Genomic DNA, 21,971 nt, shown 5'->3' with positions numbered 1-21,971 from the left:
TCAGTTCAGACTTATTTGGCTTTACGCTCTTTTTCGATCAGGTAATTCACCACCTGAATGACTTTGGCATCATTACCCTGCACAATATATTTACCATTCACGGTCACTGCCGGAACACCACTTAACTGATACTGAGCAGCCAGATTTTTGGCTTGGGCAATTTTCGAAGTGATCGGGAAAGATTTATAGGTGCTGTTAAATTTCGCTTCAGAAATACCATAGCGGGTATAGAACTTGGCCAGTTGTGCCTGTTCTAAAATTGGACGTTGCTTGTCATGAATATCATGGAATAATTGTAAATGTGCTCTTTGACGCACACCCAATGCTTCAGACACATAATAAGCACGCGCTGCCTGTTCCCAGAGTGGATTCATCGCAGCCGGCGTACGTACAAAACGCACATCTTTTGGTAATTTTTTCAACCAGCCCTGCATATGTGGTTCAAGCGAGAAACAGTGACCACAGCCGTACCAGAAGAATTCACGTACCTCAATTCTGCCCGGTTTTTCGACTTTGACTGGTTTTGCAACCACCTGATAGTCCTGACCTGCCACAAAATTGGCCATAGCATTGCCTGAAAAGGCCAAAACAGATGCGGCAACAGCGCCTAAAAGGAATTTTTTCATTCGGATTATCGTCCTCTAAATCATTATGCTTAGTTTATGTGTTCACTATAAATCAATTATGCCGGTTTCGTTTTCATTCTGTGAACTTTTTTGCTGCTTTTATCGCTTTTTCTGCCAGAATCGCTACACTAAACCATCGAACTGATTTTCAAGGTTTTAAATCAGTTTCTCTGGCCATTCGGCACATATATATTTTTAGCTAATCATGACTGATTGAGGTGACACCGATGTCGCAATTGAATGTTGATCCACAAGAAATTGCCAAGTTTGAAGCATTTGCAGCTATATGGTGGGATCAGCATTCCGAGTTCCGCCCCTTGCACATGATTAATCCACTGCGTTTAAACTGGATTGATGAACATGCCGGAGGCCTGAGCGGCAAAAAAGTGCTGGATGTCGGCTGTGGTGGCGGTATTCTGGCCGAAAGCATGGCGCGACGCGGTGCCGATGTACTTGGGATTGATATGGGTGCAGCCCCTTTAAATGTGGCACGCATCCATGCCGAACAGGAAGGTGTGAACAATATTGAATATCGTCAGGTGCCGGTTGAGCAACTGGCAGACGAACAGGCTGGCCAATATGACATCGTGACCTGCATGGAAATGTTAGAGCATGTGCCAGATCCGGCATCGATTATTCAGGCCTGTCACAAGCTGGTCAAGCCAGGTGGTCATGTATTCTTCTCGACCATTAACCGTAATCCAAAGTCCTATTTATTTGCGATTATCGGGGCAGAATATGTCTTGCGCATGCTGGCCAAAGGCACCCATGATTACAGCAAATTTATCAAGCCGTCTGAACTGGCACATGATATTCGTAACGCTGGTTTAAAGCTCAAAGACATGACCGGTCTGCACTATAATCCGCTGACCAAGCGTTATTGGCTGGCACCGAATGTTGATGTGAACTACATGGTTTATACCGTGAAAGATAGCGCAGCAGAGACCACAGCATGAAAGCCGTTTTATTTGACCTAGATGGAACCCTGATTGATACCGCTGCCGATTTTATCCGAATTATCCAGCAGATGTGCCGTGAAGAAGGCCGCCCACTGGTTGCACCCGAGCTGATTCGTACCCAGGTCTCCGAAGGCGCTCGCGCTATGGTGAAACTGGTTTATCCGGAACTGCAACTAGAAGATCCGGTCTTTCTGCAACACCGTCAGCGCTTTCTGGACATGTACGGCGCAGATATTGCGGTCGATACCGATCTGTTTGACGGCATGTATCCTTTGTTGGAACAGCTAGAGGAAAATGACATTCCTTGGGGGATCGTGACCAATAAACCGCGCTGGCTCAGTGAGGCTTTACTGCAAGCACTGAACTTGAGTGAACGCTGTGCGGTGTTGGTATGTCCAGAAGATGTCACTCGGACCAAACCTGATCCTGAACCAATGTATCTGGCAGCCCAGCAACTGAATCTTGCCGCGGAAGACTGTATCTATGTCGGAGATCATCCACGAGATATTGATGCCGGCCGTCATGCCCAGATGCTGACCATTCTGGCTGCTTATGGTTATTTGCCGTTGCAATACAAAGACGATTTAAACGCCTGGCAGGCCGACCATATCGTGCATACTGTGCCAGAATTACATCAATTGATTCAGACACTAGTACTGAAGCAGCATACTGCGGTATCTTGAACGCTTAACACTAAATAATAAGAAGTGAGGAGGTAGATAATGAAATATTCAGCATATCAACCTCGCCCCGATCTGCTCAAGGATCGTATCATCCTAATCACAGGTGCGGGCGATGGCATTGGACGTGCAGCAGCAATCAGTTATGCCTTGCATGGCGCAACTGTGGTGCTGCATGGGCGTACCTTAAACAAGCTCGAAGTCATTTATGATGAAATTGAAAGTTTGGGTGCGCCGCAACCTGCCATCTTGCCGCTACAACTATCGAGTGCGTCAGAACGTGATTATGAGCTTTTGCTCGATACGCTAGACCGTCAGTTTGGTCGTCTGGACGGCATTCTGCACAATGCCGGCATTTTAGGCGAACGGGTTCCCTTGGCGGATTATCCGGTCAATGTCTGGGATGATGTGATGGCGGTCAATCTGCGTGCACCCTTTGTCATGACCCAAGCGCTGTTACCGTTATTATCCAAATCCGAACATACTTCTGTGGTTTTTGCCAGCTCAGGTGTAGGCCGCGAAGCCCGCGAACGCTGGGGTGCCTATTCGGTTTCTAAAATTGCTATTGAAGCGGTAAGCCAGTTATTTGCCAAAGAGCAGGTACATCCAAATATCCGTTATAACTGCATCAATCCCGGAGCAACGCGGACTGCCATGCGCGCCAAGGCTTATCCGAACGAAGATCCGAAAACCCTGCCTACCCCCGATTCAATCATGCCGGCTTATCTATATTTGATGGGTAATGACAGCCTGCATATGAATGGCCAGAGTATTGATGCACAGGATTAAATTATTCTGTCTGTCATTCAGGGAGCAATCGCTCCCTTTTTATTTCATTTTTAGTCATATTCAGCGCATAAATCTTAAGTAAGTTCACCCCGCTCGCATTGAGTTTCATTAAAATAACAGCATACTAAGCCCCACTATATTTCACTCGAGTGCATCATGACTGAATTAAACAATATTACGGTGACCCATTTAGACGATGGCATGGTGTCGCTGCTGATTGATCAACAGCCTATTTCAGAGAAATACGGCACCAAGTTTGAAGCCAGTATCGTGGATGACATCAAAGCACTCGAAAATGCTCAGAAACTCAAATTGTTCGAGCAATTTGTATTTTCACATCAGGATCTGAATTTTGAACATGCCTATTATTATGTGACTGGCATTGAAAAATTAGACGACAGTTATCGTCTGGCCAAGCATTTTGTTTATCGCATTAAAATTGAAGGTCAGCCAGAAATCGAACATGTCATCAGCAATCAGGGCAAAGCCATGACGGCCGAGGATGTACGTGCCTTTATTCAGGCGCATGTGCAGAAATCACTCAACGATTATACTGACCTGAACTACGCTTATTAAAAGTCGGGTCATTGAATAATCTTGGGCACTTTTCGATAAAGTGCCCTTTTTTTCTTAAAATCCTGCAAAAAATAACAATAAATCGGATTTACATATTAAATATATAAAATTATACGGTTTTCCAAATTAAACTGATTGGACTATGCTTTCTTGAATCACAGATAGATCAAATCAGGAGCGCAGCATGGCTGACCAAAAACGTAAAATTGAAACAATTCACCGGATTGAACAGTTGCAGTTATCTGAAGCATTGATTGTGGCACTCGATGACGCCCTACAAGCTGAATCCGTGGCTGACGCGATTCAGTCCTTGCAAGGTTTAGCAGAGCAATGGAATTAATCTCAAACTAAACCGGCAAAATTCTTTGTCGTTTCATTAAATCATGAACTTTTTTCTCGCTGACTCAATGCTGTTTTTTTGAGCTAAATCATCGATTTTCGCTTGCATGTTGGCCCTTGCTTTGATGAGATAAGGACATGGCTCGGTAGGCTACTTTATAGAAGTGATGCCGTCGCATATAGTCATGTAAAAACATGACATCATCATAATATCTCTGCATTTGTTATAAAAATTGTGCCTGTTCTTCACAGTTTCTCTGCAATTTTTCCGTACATTAGGTGCTGTAGAAGATGAACAATTTAATGAGGGTTCAACATGAAAAAGGTTTTGGTGGCACTGGCAATTTCTTGCAGTACATTCATGCTGAGCAATGTCGTCATCGCTGCCCCTCATTTCAATGATGAATCCCGTATGGATTCACGTCATGGTCATGACAAGAAGAAAGCCCGTGAGTTCCGAGAGGAAGATCAGCAGGATAACCGCCGTATGCGTGAAGAACGCGGGGTGAAACGCCTGCAACAGTTACGCTGGCAGCCGGGTTATGTGATGCCGCAGCATTATCGTGGCAATGGCTATAAAGTTGAATATAAAGACCATCGCCTGCCTCGACCTGACCGCAAGCAGCAATGGTACAAAGTCAATAATGACTATATTCTGGTGGATTCTGAAAACAACAGCATTATCCGCATCGTGGGTGACTAGTTCATAAGTGCATTCAAATTTAATCTTCTTTAAGGCCCAACGATGTTTGGGCTTTTTTATTTCACTGGCTGAAATTTTTATCCGCAAATCTTGCTGCTATTCCAGTTTTTAGACTGCGTGATTCATCTACTAAATTTCTTCATGAATTTAACAATTTAACTAAATAGCCCTCACGCTTTCTATGTACTTGTTCGCTAATTTAGTCTCATCGAAATTAGATATACATCTTAAGGTGAGAGCCATGAAAAAAGTCTTAACTACAATCGCGTTATCTCTAAGTGCTTTGTTAGCTACTTCTGCAATGGCAGCACCACAGCATGACTCGCGTTATGACCATAATCCGCATAAATCGGCACCACACTGGAATGCCAAAGACAGCAAGAAATGGAATGACGACCGTCGCTGGAATGATGACCGCCGTCATAACAACCGTATGGTCAATCCAAGCCGTGACTGGCGCGTAGGACAAACTTTACCTCGCCAATATGACAACAACCGTTTTGAAGTAAGTGATCGCGAAGCACACCGTTTGCCAAATACCGGTCGTTTCCAGCAATGGTACAAGGTCAACAATGACTACGTTCTGGTCAATGAGCGTACCAACAAAATTGTACGAATCATTAACTAAGCTTTCTCCATTACTGCTCGTCTTGCAGACACCTGAAGTCCCCTTCAGGTGTTTTTTTATATCTGCACTTCCACTTGCATTTTTTTTCATTAGAATCAAAGCTGGATCTTCAATCATTGAAATGGGCACAGCATGACTCCAGCAGAAACGTCACAAAGCACAACTTTGCAATATGTGCACTGGTTTCGCCATTCTGCGCCTTATATCAATGCGCACCGCAATAAAACCTTTGTAATCATGTTTGATGGCGAAGCCGTCTTAAATGATAACTTTCAGCATATTATTCACGATATTGCTTTATTACATTCTTTGGGCATTCGGCTGATTCTGGTACATGGTGCACGTCCGCAAATTAACCAGAATCTGGCTCAAAGCCAGATTACGACGCCTTTTTACCAGCAGCGTCGGGTCACCACACGTGAATCTTTAAGCTGCGTGATGAATGCCGTCGGTTCGATCCGCCTACAAATTGAAGCACTGCTGTCTATGGGACTGGCCAATTCGCCGATGTATGGCGCCCGGATTGATACCGTTTCAGGGAATTTTGTCACCGCCAAGCCGTATGGCATCCGCGACGGTATCGATTTTCAGCTGACCGGTGAAGTGCGTGCAGTTGATACTGACGCGATTCAGCGCCATCTGGACAATCATAATATTGTGGTGCTTGGCCCGACCGGTTATTCCACTACCGGAGAAGTCTTTAATCTGCTGGCTGAAGAAGTCGCGACCAAAACTGCGATTCGCCTCAAGGCAGATAAACTAATTTTTCTCGGTAAGCAGCATGGCCTGATGGACAGTAACGGCCAGCTCAAACGTGAAGTGACACCACAACAGCTGGATGATTTTATTCCGGTCGAACAAGATGCACTGGAAAGAGGATTACAGCTAAAAGCCGCACAGGAAGCCTCCATGAACGGCGTACATCGAGTGCATCTGATTTCTTATGCCTATGATGGTGCCCTGCTGGAAGAGCTGTTCACCCGTGATGGTTCCGGCACTCTGGTCACCGATGCACATTATGAAGAAGTACGGATGGCCGACATTCAGGATGTTGGCGGCCTGATCGGTTTGCTGCGTCCATTGGAAGAAGAAGGTATTCTGGTCTATCGTTCGCGTGAACGTCTGGAAAATGAAATCAACCAGTTTGCCGTAATCGAACGGGACGGCATGATTCTGGCCTGTGCCGCCCTCTACCCGATTCCGACGACAGGGGATGAATTGCGTTCTGCAGAAATTGCCTGTGTTGCGGTACATCCCAGTTATCGCCAGTCTAATCGGGGTAGCCAGATCCTGCATTATCTTGAAGAAAAAGCCAAAAGCATGCAGATCCAGCAACTGTTTATTTTAACTACCCGCACCGCGCACTGGTTTCTGGAACAAGGCTTTGAGCCGGCTTCAGTCGATGACCTGCCGGATGCCCGTCAGGCTTTTTATAATTATCAACGCAATTCCATTGTTTGCAAAAAGTCACTTTAAAGTGACTTTTTCTTTTGGTGCCTTAGCTTAATTTTAGATAAAGATATCTGGCAATCTCGATTTAAATTTTAAAATTGCAATGCTGCTTTTCAGCTAAACATATCAGCAGATTAGATTTAAAGAAATAATTATAAATTTCATAAGTTTGATTAACTTAAATAGTAAATATTCATTTTTATATAAATCACTTTTTCGCATAAGTTTTGCGCTTTTTTATTTATCTTTTTTCTTCATTAGAAATTCCTGAATAGTTATTTTTTTGAAAAAACAAAAACGATTAGCGTGTGTCTAAGTTTTCATTCACTAGTTTGTCATTTTCGGGAGTTTTGATTCATGCGCCAATCTCATGTTCAGTTTTTAGCAAAGACTGTGGTAGTCGGTACTGCGATGGCGGGTGTCATGATGCTTTCAGGCTGCTCGAAAAAAGAAGAGACCATTACCCTGAATATAGGTTTCCAAAAATACGGCATATTACCGATTTTAAAAGAACGCGGCACGCTGGAAACCAGCTTAAAACAGCAAGGGGTCAATGTGAAATGGGTAGAATTTCCGGCCGGCCCACAACTGCTTGAAGGCCTGAATGTCGGCAGCGTCTCTTTTGGTGAAGCCGGTGAAGCACCGCCAATTTTTGCCCAGGCGGCCAACTCAAATCTGGTCTATGTGGCCAATCAGCCGCAAGCGCCTAAGGCTGAAGCCTTAATTGTACCGAAAGATTCACCGATCCAGTCTATTCAAGATCTGAAAGGCAAACGGGTGGCCTTGAACAAAGGTTCAAACGTGCATTACCTGCTGCTAAAATTTCTGGAAGCCAACAAGCTGACACTCGGTGATATCGAAGTGATTTATCTACCACCTTCCGATGCACGTGCTGCATTTGAACGTGGTGCAGTCGATGCCTGGGTGATCTGGGATCCGTTTTTTGCAGCTGCTGAACATCAGATTGGTGCGCGTGTCATTGCCAGCGGTGAAAATGTGGTGAGCAATCATCAGTTCTATCTGGCAGATCGCAAGTTCGCAGAAAGCCATCCTCAGGTGGTACAGGCGGTGGTCAACGAACTGAATCTGACCACGGACTGGGTGGCAAAAAATCAGGACGCTGCCGCTCAGCTCCTGCAAAAACCGACAGGTCTGGCCGTCGATGTCTTGAAAACCTCTATTTCACGCATGGGCTTTGGCGTTAAACCTCTCAGCACTGACGTGATTCAAAAACAGCAACAAGTCGCCGATGCATTTTATGCGCAGCAGCTGATTCCACAAAAGCTGAATATTGATGCAGCAATTATTAAATAACAGCAGAATAATTCGAGAATAAAGATGAGTCATTTAAAAACAGTTTCTTATATCAGTTTAGCGTTATTGAGCTTTAGTCTGACTGGCTGTCAGAAACAGGAAGCACAGCAAAAGACTGCTGCAGACACCAAAGCAACACAACCGGTAAAAACCATTGCGATTGGCTTTCAGAAATCAGCCTTGAATCTGCTGGTGGCACGCGATGAAAAGCTATTAGAACAACAATTCCCGAATGCCAAAATTGAATGGAAAGAGTTTCCGGCAGGCCCGCAAATGCTGGAAGCCTTAGCAGTCGGTGCAGTGGATTATGGCTATGTGGGGAATACTCCGCCCATTTTTGCACAGGCGGCAGACAAAGCCCTGAGCTACGTGGCCTTTGAAAAAGTGGCGGGAAATTCTTTGGCCGTGGTCGTGCCGAAAGACAGTGCCATTCAAAATATTCAACAATTGAAAGGAAAACGGATCGCGGTGCAGAAAGGTTCAAGTGCCCATGAACTTCTGGCCAAAACCCTGGAAAAAGCCGGATTAAGCTGGTCAGAGATTCAAGCCGTCTGGCTTCCCCCTGCGGATGCACGTGCTGCTTTTGACAAAAAAGCCATTGATGCCTGGGCAATCTGGGATCCCTTCCTGGGTGCAGCCGAGTTCGACAGCAAGGTTAAGGTGCTGATTGAATCCAGTGACTTTCCACAAACCTACTCCTTTTATATCGGCAATCCCGAATTTATTCAGAAGCATCCGGATAGCCCCGGGAAGTTTATCCAGGCTTTAAATGCATCTGACCAGTGGATTCTTAAAAACCAGGCTGTAGCTCTAGATATTTATCAGAAAAGTACCGGTCTGAAACCGGATGTAGCGAAGATTGCATTTGAGCGTCGTCTTAAACCTTCGCCGGTACAACCATTAACGACGGAAGTGATCAAAGCTCAACAGAATATTGCCGATCTCTTCCAGCAGGTTCAACTGATTCCCAAAACCATCAGCGTCCAGCAACAGATCTGGTCGCCAGCGGCCACACATTGATGAGCAAACAAGATCATTTAATTTAAGGAATATTACATGAAAATTTTCTGGTTTATCCCCACTCATGGCGACAGTCGTTACTTAGGCACCAGCAAGGGCGCACGTGTTGTAGATCATGCCTACATGAAGCAGATTGCCGTTGCCGTGGATAATCTTGGTTATGAAGGTGTCCTGATTCCGACTGGCCGTTCTTGTGAAGATCCATGGTTAACTGCAGCCAGCCTGATTGATGCGACCAAAAAATTAAAATTCCTGGTGGCATTGCGTCCAGGCGTGACCACGCCGGCACTGGCTGCACGTATGGCCGCGACCTTTGACCGCTTGTCTAATGGCCGAGTACTGCTGAATCTGGTGACTGGCGGTGACGAGCAGGAGCTAAAAGGTGATGGCGTCTATGAAGATCACACAACCCGTTATAAAACGGCGACCGAATACACCACCATCTGGCGTGAAATTTTAAAACGCTCACATACCGGTGAAAGCTTTAGTTTCCATGGCGAACGCTTAAGTGTCGATGATGCAAAATTGCTGTATCCACCAATCCAGCAGCCACATCCGCCTTTATGGTTTGGTGGCTCATCGGATGATGCCATTGAGCTGGCCACGGATCAGGTCGATACTTACCTGACCTGGGGCGAGCCACCGGCAGCAGTCAAAGAAAAAATTGCAGTGGTAAAAGCCAAGGCTGCAGCTAAAGGTCGTGAACTGAATTACGGGATCCGTTTACACGTGATCGTACGCAAAACCAATGAGCAGGCCTGGGCGGCGGCTGAAGAACTGATTCAATATGTGGATGATGCCACTATCGCTGCAGCCCAAGCCAAGTTCAAATCCATGGACTCGGTCGGTCAGCGCCGTATGGCAGAACTGCACAATGGCGATCGCAGTAAACTCGAAGTTTCTCCGAACCTGTGGGCAGGCGTAGGTCTGGTTCGTGGTGGTGCAGGTACGGCACTGGTCGGCGATCCGGAAACTGTCGCTGCACGTATCCAGGAATATGCTGATTTGGGTATCGATACTTTTATCTTCTCGGGCTATCCACATCTGGAAGAGTCCATCCGTTTTGCAGAACTGGTCTTCCCACTCTTACCCCTTGAAACCCAGAAAAAATTGGCTCAGCCAAACCTGACCGGTCCATTCGGCGAAATCGTGGCGAACAACTACACACCGGACGAGAACAAGCAGGCTGAGAAAATTAAGGAGTTTGCTTAATGTCAAAAGTCGTTTTCGTTGAAACCTTGACCCAAAAGCAGGTTTCACGTGGAACAATTCTGGGGCAGCATCTGCTGCCCTGGCTGGTTCCAATTTTTTTGATTGCAGTTTGGCAGATTGCCTCTAGCACTGGCCTGCTGGAAAGCCGGATTCTGCCTGCACCGAGTGCCGTGGTTTTAGCCTTCTGGAATTTACTTCTGAGCGGTGAACTGTGGACGCATGTGCAAGTCAGTGCGGGGCGTGCCATCAGCGGCTTACTGGTGGGTGGTGGTTTGGGCCTATTGCTGGGTCTGTTAAATGGTTCATCCAAAACCGCCTCTACCCTGCTCGATACGACCTTGCAGATGATTCGGAATATTCCTGCACTGGCCCTTATTCCCCTAGTGATTTTATGGTTCGGGATTGATGAATCTGCCAAATTGTTTCTGGTGGCGATTGGGGTATTTTTCCCGATTTATATCAATACCTATCATGGGATTCGTTCTGTCGATCCGCAATTGATCGAGATGGGCAAAAGCTACGGCTTAACTCGCTGGCAACTGTATAAAGAAATTATTCTGCCGGGTGCGATGCCGTCAATTCTGGTCGGACTGCGTTTTTCTCTAGGTCTGGTCTGGGTATTGTTAATCGTTGCCGAAACTATTTCTGCTCAGTCTGGTATTGGTTATATGACCATGAATGCACGTGAATTTTTGCAAACTGATGTGGTCTTGGTGGGTATTTTACTGTATGCCCTGCTCGGCAAACTGGCCGATGTTCTGGCCGTGGCCTTAGAGCGATTCCTGCTGCGCTGGCATGCCGGCTATCAAAAATAAAGAATAAATGAGGAGCATGTGATGACTGATCTCAGTTTAGGGCGTCATGCCAATGACCCGATTGTGCCACTGGACCAACCTGCGGCAGAGATCAATCCTGCTGCAGTGATCGGTGCCGAAATTATCATTGAACAGCTGCACAAGTTTTACGGTTCGGTCAAGGTTCTGGAAGATCTGGACCTGCATATCCAGCCGGGTGAATTTCTGGCAATTGTTGGTCGCAGCGGTTGTGGTAAAAGTACCTTATTGCGCCTGATTGCCGATCTGGAACAGCAAAGCTACGGCGAAATCAAGTTTAAGTCAGCCCGGCATATTCGCGAAGGCATTACTACCGATGATATCCGGGTGATGTTTCAGGACCCTCGCCTGCTGCCCTGGCGCAGCATCGAACAGAATGTTCAACTCGGTTTACCGAAGGAGCAGCATGCCAAAGCTTCGCAAATGCTGGAAAAGGTCGGACTCAAAGAAAAAGCTGGACTGTGGCCTTCACAGCTTTCCGGAGGACAACGGCAACGTACCGCCTTGGCGCGAGCATTGTCACATCAGCCGCGTATTCTGCTGCTGGATGAACCGCTCGGTGCTCTGGATGCCCTGACACGTCTGGAAATGCAAAACCTGATTGAACGTCTCTGGACCGAGCAAGGCTTTACCGCCATTCTGGTCACGCATGATGTCAGTGAAGCAGTACAACTGGCAGACCGGATTATCTTGCTGGACAAAGGCCATATTGCCAAAGAGTTTAGGGTCAATTTGCCACGTCCCCGGCAAAAAAGTGTGGCATTTGCAGAACTGGAACAGCAGGTCTTGCAGGCAGTTTTAGCAACCTAAATACTTAATCCAACCCAAAATCGAGTATGGTTTTGGGTCTTATTCTTATAAAAAATACTTTTATCTCAATAAGAGGTCATTTTTATCAGATTCATTTCAGTATTATTCCTCTCTCCAATTAATGAAGAAAAAAGATGAATAAATGAAGTATTTTCAGAAACTTGAATTTTTCTCCCGGTGTAGATGCATTTAGCCTGTTTTAAATATTGATCTAGAGAATAAATCATCATTATTCAAAAAATTAGCCTGTGACTGTGTGCACAAATCTGATGATTTGCCGTACAATTGAGGATTCCCTTTTTCATTGTTTTTTATATTTGCTAATGGAACAAAAAAAGAGTACTCAAAAACGCAATCAGCTGCTAAATGCTGCACTAGACGTATTTTCCCTATATGGTTTTAATGGGGCAAGTCTGGATGAAATCGCACAAATTGCAGAAATGCATAAGTCGAATATTTTCTATTATTATGAAAATAAAGAAGCCCTGTATGTCGAGGTATTAACCACCGTTCTACAAAAATGGCTGGCGCCTTTACAAACCCTGGAAGCTGAACTTGAACCTGAAGAAGCGATCACCAATTATTTGATGCAAAAAATTGAAGTGTCGCGTACCCAGCCTAAAGCATCTCGTTTATTTGCTTTGGAGGTGATTCAAGGTGCACCGCATATTCTGGAAATTTTAAAAGGTCCACTGAAAAAACTGGTCAAGCGTAAAGCCAAAGTAATTTCCAACTGGCAAGAGCAAGGCAAAATTTCTGCAGATATTGATCCTGAGTTACTGATTCTGAATATTTGGGCGATTACCCAGAACTATGCAGACTTTGCCACTCAAATGGAAATGGTCACGGGTAAAACCTTGCGTAACCGCAGCATGCAGCAACGCATTATCCAGCATACGGTTCACATGATGTTATACGGCGTGATTCCACGCACGGATAAATAAGCAAGCGCTTCTGATTGGCACACGACCATAGCTACTATGGTCGCCGAGCAAACTTAACCTTCCTATTTATTTTACCATTTGATATAAATCTAATAATTTTTTCGCACCTAGCAACAGATTTTCTTCCCAATCCAGATGCGCAGTCTCATTGGCTCCATCACTAATGTATTTCACTGAAATCAGCCGAACGCCCAGCTTTTTACAGACTTTGGCCAAAGCATAGCCTTCCATATCCACCAGATTACACGCCACTTTTGAAATACCGGTTTCAAAACTGTCGCCTGTGCCACAAATTCCTTTCGGCAAATGGTCAAAGAAAGAATCCAGCTCAATCGCACCCGGGAAATGCTGATCCATCGGGGTCATGCCGACCTCAAAGCCGAGGGGTGAAACATCCATATCACGCTGTACAAATTGCGTGACTTCGACCAGTTCATGCGCATCGAAATGCGAACTCCCCGCGCTGCCCAAATTCAGCAAGGTACTGCAACCGGTATTCTGAATCACCTCAAAAGCTTTAAAAGCCGCATTGACTTTACCAATCCCGCTGTAATGTACCTGAATGCCTTCTGCTTCAAATAAGCCTTTGGATTCATTGGGTAGAGCCATGATGAGCGCCAAATCGGACATTCGAAATACCTGATATCAAGAAAAACCCTGATATTAGAAAACAAAAGCGGCTGAATGAAAAGCACCAGTGCTCTGATCAGACATGATCAATGTGTACAAAAACAAAACTGCTCAATTCTAAGGAAGATGAATTTTCAAGAAAAATATTGCATAAAAACACAACAGCAAGACGAAAGCGCGAGATTATGGCAATATATAGCCTCTCGATATTTCTAAGCACTTGATTTGCCCATGCAGCTGCTCCGTCTAAATGCTTTAGCCTCTCATTCTGAATTACCCAAAACTGCCGTGACCATCGGTAATTTTGACGGCGTGCATTTAGGCCATCAGGCGATGATCCGTCAGCTGCAACAGGTGGCCAAAGCACAGGGTTTAAAATCTGTAGTGATGATTTTCGAGCCGCAACCACTTGAATACTTTCAGGGTTATGAGGCCCCACCGCGTATTTCATCGTTGCGTGAAAAAGTTGAATACCTGACTGAGCTGGGTGTGGACTATATCGCTGTGGCGAAATTTGACCATACTTTTCGCAGTCTGACTGCAGAAGCCTTTGCCGACATTTTAAAAGAAAAACTGAATGCCCGGCATCTGGTCTTAGGCGATGATTTTCACTTTGGTAAAAACCGCCAAGGCAACAGTGAATTCCTGCGCAATTACGGCTTTAAAGTGACCAATTTAAATACCATTGCTCTGGATGGTGAACGCGTCAGTTCCACCCGGATTCGCCAGACCTTGCAAGCCGGTGATTTAGCCTTGGCCGCACAATTGCTGGGGCGTCCTTATAGCATTACCGGGCGGGTGCAATACGGTGATCAGATTGGTCGAACCATTGATTTTCCTACTATTAATGTACGGCTCAACCGTCATAAGCCCTGCCTCAAAGGAATTTATGGGGTTGAAGTCATTTGCGAAACCCAATCCTTAAAAGACAAAGTAAAATCCGACTCTGCAACGCAAACCGGTATTGCGGGTTATGACCCGACTGCCCTGTTTGGGGCAGGTCATGTCGGCACACGTCCAGCCATCAAACAAGCACACCCAGAGTGGCGATTAGAAGTACATTTTCCAGATGTTTCTGCTAATCTGTATGGCCTGTTGATGCGGGTGACGTTCTTAAACTATTTACATGGCGAAAAGGACTATCCTTCGCTTGAAGCGCTAAAAGCCGGAATTGATGATGATGTCGAGAAACTGCTTGAGTTTCGTCGAAATCACCCCACATTTCCCTTTTAATATCCCATATTTTTATTGTAAAACGTGTCAGTGACATAACTGATTAGATTGGAAGACGACTTGCATGAGCGATAAGCAAACTCCTGAAAATGCAGTGGACTATAAAGCCACGCTAAACCTCCCAGGTACTGACTTTGCAATGAAAGCAAATTTGGCAGTACGTGAAGCGAAATGGTTAGAAGAGTGGTATGCCGACAACATTTATCAGCAGATTCGTGAATCGCGTATTGGCAAGAAAAAATACGTGCTTCATGACGGCCCTCCTTATGCCAATGGTCAAATCCATTTGGGTCATGCGGTCAACAAAGTACTCAAAGACATCATTATCAAAAGTCGTGTCATGGATGGTTTTGATGCACCGTATGTACCGGGCTGGGACTGTCACGGTTTGCCAATCGAACTCAAAGTCGAAGAAAAAGTCGGTAAAGTCGGCGTAAAAGTGGATGCATCTACCTTCCGTAAAGCCTGCCGTGAATATGCCTACACCCAAGTTGAGCTTCAAAAGAAAGACTTCGTACGTATGGGCGTATTCGGGGATTGGGACAATCCTTACTTAACGATGAACTTCAAACAAGAAGCTGACATCGTACGTTCATTGGGTGCAATCGCGAAAGCAGGTCATATCGAGCCAGGTCTGAAACCAGTCAACTGGTGTTTAGACTGTGGTTCATCACTCGCTGAAGCTGAAGTTGAATACGAAGATAAAAAATCGGATGCAATTGACGTCGGTTTCACGGTTGTAGACCTTGCTGATTTATCTGCACGTGTCGGCGTAGAAATCGCTGATCGTACGGATATCGTAATCTGGACCACAACGCCTTGGACCATGCCTGCCAACCAGGCGGTTGCATTGCATGCTGAACTTGAATACCAACTGGTAAAAGCAACAGCCGAAGATAAAGCTGCACAAAACTTCATTTTGGCGAAATCATTGGTTGAGTCTGCGACTCAGCGTTATGGCTTTACTGCATTTGAAGTACTTGCTGAATTCACAGGTGCAAAACTTGAAAAATTAATACTACAACATCCTTTAATTGCTGAGCGCCAAGTGCCAGTGATCTTGGGTGAACACGTCACTGATGCTAGCGGTACAGGTGCAGTACATACCGCACCGGGCCACGGTGTGGACGACTATAAAGTTGGTTTACAGTACAACTTGAAAGTAGAAAACCCAGTCGGCGGTAATGGTGTATATTTACCAACATCACCAATCTTCCCGGGCGAGCACATCTACAAAGCCAATCCAAAAATCATTGCAGCATTGACTGAAGCGACCAAGCTTTGGGCACATGTGGTGATCAAGCATAGCTACCCGCATTGCTGGCGCCATAAAACCCCGATTATCTTCCGTGCGACCCCACAATGGTTCATCAGCATGGATGCCAAAGGTCTGCGTCAAAATGCACTGAATGCGATTGAAAACGATATCAGCTTTGTACCGGACTGGGGTAAAAACCGGATTCAGGCGATGATTGAAGGTCGTCCGGACTGGTGTATTTCACGTCAACGTACCTGGGGCGTGCCAATTCCGTTATTCGTACATAAAGACACCAATGAATTGCATCCGCGTACACCTGAACTGATCGAAGAAGTAGCTAAACTGATTGAGCAGGAAGGTATTGACGGCTGGTATAACCGTGATGCATCTGAGTTTATCGGTGCGGATGCTGAGCAATACAATGCAGTACGTGACACACTAGACGTTTGGTTCGACTCAGGTACAACGCACTATGCTGTACTGCGTGAACGTGAAGAATTGACTGATCCTGCTGATTTGTACCTTGAAGGTTCAGACCAGCACCGTGGTTGGTTCCAGTCGTCATTACTGACCTCGATTGCGATTAACGAACGCGCACCGTATAAAGGCTTGCTGACTCACGGTTTCGTCGTGGATGAAAAAGGCCGCAAGATGTCCAAGTCGATCGGTAACGTGATCACGCCGCAAGACATCATTAAAGATATGGGTGCAGATGGCTTACGCTTCTGGATCGCATCGGCAGATTACCGTTATGAAATGACCGCAGGTAAAGAAATCTTTAGCCGTGCCTCTGATGGTTACCGTCGTATCCGTAACACGCTTCGTTTCTTGTTGGCGAACCTGAATGGCTTCAAACCTTCGACAGATGCCCTGCCTGTGGATCAATTGATCGCGCTTGATCAATACATCTTGCAACGTGCATCTGAAGTGCAAGAAACCATTAAGAAAGCATACGAAGATATGAACTTCCATATCGTCACCACTGCTTTAACGAATTTCTGTATCAACGACTTAGGTGGTTTCTACTTAGACATCATCAAAGACCGTCAATACACCACGAAAGCGGATTCGCAAGCACGTCATTCTGCACAAACTGCGTTGTATCACTTGGTACAAGCATTCGTGCGTTGGATGTCACCAATCCTGAGCTTCACTGCACAAGAAGCTTGGCCGTTAATTCCTGAGCAATCAGAGAAATACGTGTTCACGGCTGAATGGTATGATATTCCTGTGGCTTCAACTGCAAATGTAGTATCTGAAGCTGAATGGCAAACGCTCATTGCCGTGAAATCTGCAGTAAACAAATTCATTGAAACTGCACGTACCGCGAAAACTGTCGGTTCTAACTTGTCTGCCAAAGTTGAACTTTGGGCAAATGCCGAATTAAAAGCAGTGCTAGATAAGTTAAGTGATGAGCTTCGTTTCGTACTGATCACATCACAAGTGATCGTCAATGAGTTTGATGCAGCACAAGGTGAAGCGTCTGATCTTGAAGGCTTGAATGTGAAAGTTTCAGCAGCTGATGGCGAAAAATGCGTACGTTGCTGGCATGTATTACCAGATGTAAATACACATTCTGCACATCCTGGTCTATGCGGTCGTTGTATCATCAACCTTCCTACAGGCCAAGGCGAAGAGAGAAAATATGCCTAATACCCACACCAAAAAGGGCTTATTCCAGTTCTATCCACATAATTTATGGTGGGTTGGACTGGCCATTCTGGCGATCATTCTGGATCAATGGACCAAATGGATTGCAGTGACAAATCTGAACTATGCAGATCCTGTTCCTGTGCTGCCCTTTTTAAATTGGACACTGCTACATAACTATGGCGCTGCCTTTAGTTTCCTGTCCGATGCCGGTGGTTGGCAACGCTATTTCTTTACTTCACTGGCAGGTTTAGTGTCTGTAATCTTTGTGTTTTGGCTGATGCGCATGCCAAAAGACATGAAAATTTTACCATTGGCGATTGCCCTGATTCTGGGTGGTGCCATCGGTAATTTAATCGACCGGGTCAGCCTCGGCTATGTAGTCGATTTTATTCATGTGTATTACCAGAACAGCCACTTCCCTGCGTTCAATATCGCAGATAGTGCTATTACTGTAGGCACTATTCTGATGCTGATTGATACCTTTTTCTTAGAAAAACATCGAATTCAACGGGCGCAAGCACAACATGACTGATTTTATTCATCCTAACGAAGAAACCCGGGTTGCAGACGGTTCTAAAGTCGAGCTGCACTTTTCTGTCGCAATCGAAAATGGCGTAGAAATTGACAATACCCGTAGCCGTGAAGAACCGGTCAGCCTGGTGATTGGCGATGGCAATTTACTGCCTGGTTTTGAAAAAGCACTGTTTGGTTTACGTGCCGGTGACCGTCGTACGGTGAGCCTGCCTCCAGAAGATGCTTTTGGTCCATGGAATCCAGAAAATATCCAGAAATTTGATACGGTGAAGTTCGGAGAACGTCCGATCGAAGGTCACATGATCGAGTTTGAAGACAAGGCCAAAGCCACCCTGTATGGCGTGGTGAGATCGGTGAATGATGACATCACTGAAGTGGACTTTAACCATCCATTGGCAGGCAAAAACATCACCTTTGAAGTGGAAATCTTTAAAGTTACACCTGCGGGTCAGCAAGGCATTAAACTGATGTAAACATCAGCTAATTATCTGATTTTGAAAAAGCTCCTTCGGGAGCTTTTTTATATTCCGGATACAAATCATCTCTAGTCACCTTCCTGAAATCTGATTAATTTAATTTGATGATCAGACCCGAAGAAAGGATGAAACATGAAAATTTATATTGTGGTTGGGAGTGTGCGTGAGGGACGTACCGCGATTAAAGTGGCGCACTGGGTACTGCAGGAAATTAAAAGTTATGCCTTTAGCACTTTAGAAACTGAAATTGTCGATCTAAAAGAATGGGATCTTCCGCTATTTTCCGGTGCTCATCCCCCATTGACCGGGATTTATGATCAGCCCAAACAGCAAGACTGGGCAGATAAAATTGCGCTCGGCGATGCCTTTATTTTTGTCACGCCTGAATACAATCATGGCTATAGCCCTGCCCTGAAAAATGCCCTGGATTATCTCGGCAAGGAATGGCAAGGCAAGCCGGCAGCTTATATTGGTTATGGCGCGACCAATGGCTCACGTTCGATTGACCAGATTCGTCAAGTCGGCACTCAACTTGGACTGGTGGATACCAATGCCGTGATCGAAATCCGTGACATCTTTGTACGCAACAAAGATTATTCCTTCCAAGGCAATGAATTTGATAATAAAAACTTAAAAGCTGTGGTGGATAGACTGATTCAATATGTCAGTGCTTAATCACTGGACGACAGTCCTGTACGTTTTAGCCTACATGCAGCGCAGAGTTTGGCCGCTATGCGGTCGTTTTATGCGAGGCTATAGTCAGTACATAGACAGACAGGAAGTCTGCTCAGCGATACGACAACAATAAAAAGCGCCAATCAACAGGACGTTGACAGATTAGACAGGAGTCAGATCTGAGAAGCAAATCCAGAAAAGCCTCGACAGGATGTTGAGGCTTTTCTGTTTAAACTTTAGATTTAACGTGACTACTGATCTGGATGCATCAGACATTAACCTTAAACCCGAGATCAACATCACAGGCGGCTTGTCCTCCTCGAATCCCCCAATTTTCCAATGCACTTTCTCTCAGATGAATCAGAATATGATCTGCAGGAATACCGATTTCCCCGAGACTTTTGACCATCTGCTGATACAAATTGCGCTTGGTCTCCAGACAGCGTCCAGCAAAACAGTCAATACTGATCAAGGTAAAATATTCAGGCTGAGCTAAATGACTCATATACTGAAAACGATGCGCTTCATGCACGACCAGACGAATATTACGATCATATTCAGGCAGCTGAAAGGCAGTTTTCACACAATGAAATACGCTGTTAAGCAATTGTTCCTCAACTGCTTGAGGATATTGTTGCCGAACTTCAATTTGAATCGTAGGCATAGGAGTTTCCTTTTTATTATTTTATCGACGTTTTTATTTATATCAGTTGATGCATATCAGAAGAGTATTCTCTCGCTAACATACAGCAAAATCACTATCCCTATTTGTAATTTGATCGGATGATCATTTTGAAACAGTATTTTTGAATTTATCTTTTTAAAATTCGGCTGTCGGCTTTGACCTACAATCCATGCAGTTAAACTGCCCTATTGCTTTGTATTGCTTCAGGCTATATTCAGATCATACCAAGACAGGAGGTCTTGTAAGAAAAATAAAAAAATTCACGTAGCAGGATGCTGATCGGTATAACAGACATTATACCTTTAACAGAATATGAAAAGGCCTTCACAGGATGTAGAGGCTTTTTTCTTTCATGCCAACATCAGCTTAAAAATCCTTTTATTCAGAGGGTCAGCTCATGCTGCGTTATTCCACCTTTCAATAATTCATTTTCGGATAAGCATCCTAAAAACAGAGGATTAAGGTGCTGTCATTTTTAACAAACCTGCTTGCGGACCATCTTGAATCACCCACAGTGAACCATCTTGTGCCTGAGCAACCCCGCGAATCCGTTCTTTCATATCCAGACGCTGGACTTCTTTCACTGGAGTTTGGGCCGTATCCACAATCACAATCGCTTTGGAAGACAGACCGGTCGCAATCGCCTTATTTTTCCATTGCGGGAAGACATTAGCCGTATAAAATATTAAATCTGAAGGAGAAATTACCGGAGTCCAATCCAGTGCCGGGGCTTCAAATTCAGGTCGGGTAATGTGATCAGGAATGGGCTTGCCATCATAATGATTGCCATTAGACACTAACGGATAACCATAATTTTTAGCTTTGACAATCTTGTTCAGTTCATCGCCGCCTTTCGGTCCCATTTCGATCACCCAAAGCTGCCCTTTCGGATCAAAAGCCATGCCTAGAGGATTACGATGTCCGAGACTCCAGACCTGCTGGGCAATTTTACCCTGAGTCATAAACGGATTATCGGCAGGGATTGAGCCATCATCATTCAGGCGAATAATTTTACCGGCATTAGATTGCATGTCCTGTGCAGGATCAAACTGCTGACGCTCTCCTGAACTGATCCATAACTTACCATCCGACCCGAATATAATCCGATGGGCATAATGTCCCTGGCCTGAAAATTTCGGAACTTGCGTCCAGATCCGTTCAATTTGTGTGAGTTGAGGAGTGGCTTGATTTAGGTCCAGTTTGCCACGAATCACCACTGCACCATATCCGCCTTGGCCTTGTTCGGCATAGCTCAGATATACCCACCGATTCTTTGCAAAATCTGGATGCAAGGCTACTTCACCTAAGCCACCCTGGCCTCCATATGCGACTTGAGGTATACCTTTAACTTCAATTTTTTTCTTGGTTTTTGGATCAAAGAGCTGCAATTTTCCTTTGCGCTCAGTAATCAATAGTCGGCCATCATTTAAAGTAGTAATCGCCCACGGCTCATTAAATTGAGCAACCTGTTCAGTCTTATATTTTTGCACACTTGAAGAGACTGCATTCGATTTGGCAGCTGATGTAGATGTCTCTTGAGTACTTCTAGAAGATGGATTCTCTGCATGACAGGCAGTAAATGCTAAAGCACAACAACTGAGTAGAATTTTTATTTTAAATTGCGACAACATTATCTTCTCCATACTGATTTATTGTCCAAATTAACATCAAGATACAGAGTTTCTGGTCTAAATTCAGCATAGAAAAGTAAATAAATATATTTTAAAAATTATAAATAGAATTTATTTTAATAAAGAATTAGTGTCTAAGCTTTCCACTAAATCCCACGCATAAAAAAAATCCCCCTCTGCCTTGGCGGAGGGGGATTTTGGAATAATGAGCTGGCGATGACTTACTCTCACATGGGTAACCCCACACTACCATCAGCGCTAAGAGGTTTCACTTCTGAGTTCGGGAAGGGATCAGGTGGTTCACTCTTGCT

General features: G+C 45.0%; 23 protein-coding genes and 1 rRNA gene. 19 read left to right on the top strand and 5 right to left on the bottom strand.

Annotated features, from left to right (window positions below):
- Positions 1–11: 11 nt before the first annotated feature.
- Positions 12–626, bottom strand: coding sequence for a thiol:disulfide interchange protein DsbA/DsbL (locus FTV42_RS06520; RefSeq protein ID WP_180038109.1), 615 nt, complete (start codon positions 624–626; stop codon positions 12–14).
- A 227-nt stretch (positions 627–853) separates the two neighbouring features.
- Between FTV42_RS06520 and ubiG the strand changes: the two genes are divergently transcribed.
- The 14 genes from ubiG to FTV42_RS06450 all read left to right on the top strand — a co-directional run bounded on the left by ubiG (position 854) and on the right by FTV42_RS06450 (position 12,885).
- The gene (ubiG, locus tag FTV42_RS06515) at positions 854–1,582 is read left to right on the top strand and encodes a bifunctional 2-polyprenyl-6-hydroxyphenol methylase/3-demethylubiquinol 3-O-methyltransferase UbiG (RefSeq protein WP_180038107.1); all 729 of its coding nucleotides are present in this window, start codon (positions 854–856) and stop codon (positions 1,580–1,582) included.
- On the top strand, positions 1,579–2,268 hold the full coding sequence (locus FTV42_RS06510; RefSeq protein WP_180038104.1) for an HAD family hydrolase: 690 nt from the start codon (positions 1,579–1,581) through the stop codon (positions 2,266–2,268). Before ubiG ends, FTV42_RS06510 begins: the two co-directional genes overlap by 4 nt.
- 39 nt (positions 2,269–2,307) lie before the next feature.
- Positions 2,308–3,054, top strand: coding sequence for a YciK family oxidoreductase (locus FTV42_RS06505; RefSeq protein ID WP_180038102.1), 747 nt, complete (start codon positions 2,308–2,310; stop codon positions 3,052–3,054).
- Between the two features lie 156 nt (positions 3,055–3,210).
- Entirely contained in the window at positions 3,211–3,630 is a 420-nt protein-coding gene (locus FTV42_RS06500) for a hypothetical protein (protein ID WP_004281232.1), read from the top strand.
- Positions 3,631–3,814: 184 nt separating this feature from the next.
- Positions 3,815–3,970, top strand: a complete 156-nt coding sequence (locus FTV42_RS06495) for a hypothetical protein (RefSeq protein ID WP_004281231.1) — start codon at positions 3,815–3,817, stop codon at positions 3,968–3,970.
- A gap of 315 nt (positions 3,971–4,285) precedes the next feature.
- On the top strand, positions 4,286–4,672 hold the full coding sequence (locus tag FTV42_RS06490; RefSeq protein ID WP_004281230.1) for an RcnB family protein: 387 nt from the start codon (positions 4,286–4,288) through the stop codon (positions 4,670–4,672).
- Positions 4,673–4,913: 241 nt separating this feature from the next.
- The gene (locus FTV42_RS06485; protein WP_180038099.1) at positions 4,914–5,300 is read left to right on the top strand and encodes an RcnB family protein; all 387 of its coding nucleotides are present in this window, start codon (positions 4,914–4,916) and stop codon (positions 5,298–5,300) included.
- 132 nt (positions 5,301–5,432) lie between these two features.
- A complete protein-coding gene (argA, locus tag FTV42_RS06480; RefSeq protein WP_180038097.1) occupies positions 5,433–6,776 on the top strand; it encodes an amino-acid N-acetyltransferase in 1,344 nt (447 codons plus the stop codon).
- Positions 6,777–7,109: 333 nt separating this feature from the next.
- A complete protein-coding gene (locus tag FTV42_RS06475; protein ID WP_180038095.1) occupies positions 7,110–8,066 on the top strand; it encodes a sulfonate ABC transporter substrate-binding protein in 957 nt (318 codons plus the stop codon).
- A gap of 24 nt (positions 8,067–8,090) precedes the next feature.
- The gene (locus FTV42_RS06470) at positions 8,091–9,086 is read left to right on the top strand and encodes an aliphatic sulfonate ABC transporter substrate-binding protein (protein ID WP_180038093.1); all 996 of its coding nucleotides are present in this window, start codon (positions 8,091–8,093) and stop codon (positions 9,084–9,086) included.
- 36 nt (positions 9,087–9,122) lie between these two features.
- Positions 9,123–10,298, top strand: a complete 1,176-nt coding sequence (ssuD, locus tag FTV42_RS06465; protein ID WP_180038090.1) for an FMNH2-dependent alkanesulfonate monooxygenase — start codon at positions 9,123–9,125, stop codon at positions 10,296–10,298.
- Complete coding sequence (ssuC, locus tag FTV42_RS06460; RefSeq protein WP_180038088.1) at positions 10,298–11,113, top strand: aliphatic sulfonate ABC transporter permease SsuC; 816 nt, start codon at positions 10,298–10,300, stop codon at positions 11,111–11,113. The genes ssuD and ssuC overlap by 1 nt, the downstream gene beginning before the upstream one ends.
- Positions 11,114–11,134: 21 nt before the next feature.
- The gene (locus FTV42_RS06455; RefSeq protein WP_180038086.1) at positions 11,135–11,941 is read left to right on the top strand and encodes an ABC transporter ATP-binding protein; all 807 of its coding nucleotides are present in this window, start codon (positions 11,135–11,137) and stop codon (positions 11,939–11,941) included.
- 323 nt (positions 11,942–12,264) lie between these two features.
- Complete coding sequence (locus FTV42_RS06450; RefSeq protein ID WP_004281222.1) at positions 12,265–12,885, top strand: TetR family transcriptional regulator C-terminal domain-containing protein; 621 nt, start codon at positions 12,265–12,267, stop codon at positions 12,883–12,885.
- A 66-nt stretch (positions 12,886–12,951) separates the two neighbouring features.
- Here the strand turns inward: FTV42_RS06450 and FTV42_RS06445 are convergent, their stop codons facing one another.
- Complete coding sequence (locus FTV42_RS06445; RefSeq protein WP_005105280.1) at positions 12,952–13,515, bottom strand: hypothetical protein; 564 nt, start codon at positions 13,513–13,515, stop codon at positions 12,952–12,954.
- Positions 13,516–13,746: 231 nt separating this feature from the next.
- On the opposite strand from FTV42_RS06445, the gene ribF reads away from it, so the two are divergent.
- The 5 genes from ribF to FTV42_RS06420 all read left to right on the top strand — a co-directional run bounded on the left by ribF (position 13,747) and on the right by FTV42_RS06420 (position 19,344).
- Positions 13,747–14,748 carry a bifunctional riboflavin kinase/FAD synthetase gene (gene ribF, locus FTV42_RS06440; protein WP_180038084.1) on the top strand — a complete coding sequence of 334 codons (1,002 nt, stop codon included), beginning with the start codon at positions 13,747–13,749 and terminating at the stop codon, positions 14,746–14,748.
- 64 nt (positions 14,749–14,812) lie between these two features.
- Entirely contained in the window at positions 14,813–17,659 is a 2,847-nt protein-coding gene (gene ileS / locus FTV42_RS06435) for an isoleucine--tRNA ligase (protein WP_180038082.1), read from the top strand.
- Positions 17,652–18,191: a signal peptidase II gene (lspA, locus tag FTV42_RS06430; RefSeq protein ID WP_004281218.1), complete on the top strand. Its 540-nt coding sequence runs from the start codon at positions 17,652–17,654 to the stop codon at positions 18,189–18,191. Before ileS ends, lspA begins: the two co-directional genes overlap by 8 nt.
- Positions 18,184–18,666, top strand: coding sequence for a peptidylprolyl isomerase (locus FTV42_RS06425; RefSeq protein ID WP_004281217.1), 483 nt, complete (start codon positions 18,184–18,186; stop codon positions 18,664–18,666). Before lspA ends, FTV42_RS06425 begins: the two co-directional genes overlap by 8 nt.
- A gap of 135 nt (positions 18,667–18,801) precedes the next feature.
- Positions 18,802–19,344 carry an NADPH-dependent FMN reductase gene (locus FTV42_RS06420; protein ID WP_180038081.1) on the top strand — a complete coding sequence of 181 codons (543 nt, stop codon included), beginning with the start codon at positions 18,802–18,804 and terminating at the stop codon, positions 19,342–19,344.
- A gap of 268 nt (positions 19,345–19,612) precedes the next feature.
- Here the strand turns inward: FTV42_RS06420 and FTV42_RS06415 are convergent, their stop codons facing one another.
- The 3 genes from FTV42_RS06415 to rrf all read right to left on the bottom strand — a co-directional run.
- A complete protein-coding gene (locus tag FTV42_RS06415; RefSeq protein ID WP_180038079.1) occupies positions 19,613–20,008 on the bottom strand; it encodes a tautomerase family protein in 396 nt (131 codons plus the stop codon).
- A gap of 479 nt (positions 20,009–20,487) precedes the next feature.
- On the bottom strand, positions 20,488–21,660 hold the full coding sequence (locus FTV42_RS06410; protein WP_180038076.1) for a PQQ-dependent sugar dehydrogenase: 1,173 nt from the start codon (positions 21,658–21,660) through the stop codon (positions 20,488–20,490).
- 208 nt (positions 21,661–21,868) lie between these two features.
- Positions 21,869–21,971, bottom strand: a 5S ribosomal RNA gene (gene rrf, locus FTV42_RS06405); the annotation flags it as partial.

Source organism: Acinetobacter sp. YH16052 (assembly GCF_013417155.1).
Taxonomy (GTDB): domain Bacteria; phylum Pseudomonadota; class Gammaproteobacteria; order Pseudomonadales; family Moraxellaceae; genus Acinetobacter.
The sequence above is the reverse complement of the archived record's forward strand: the minus strand, read 5'-3'. Positions and strand labels throughout refer to the sequence as shown.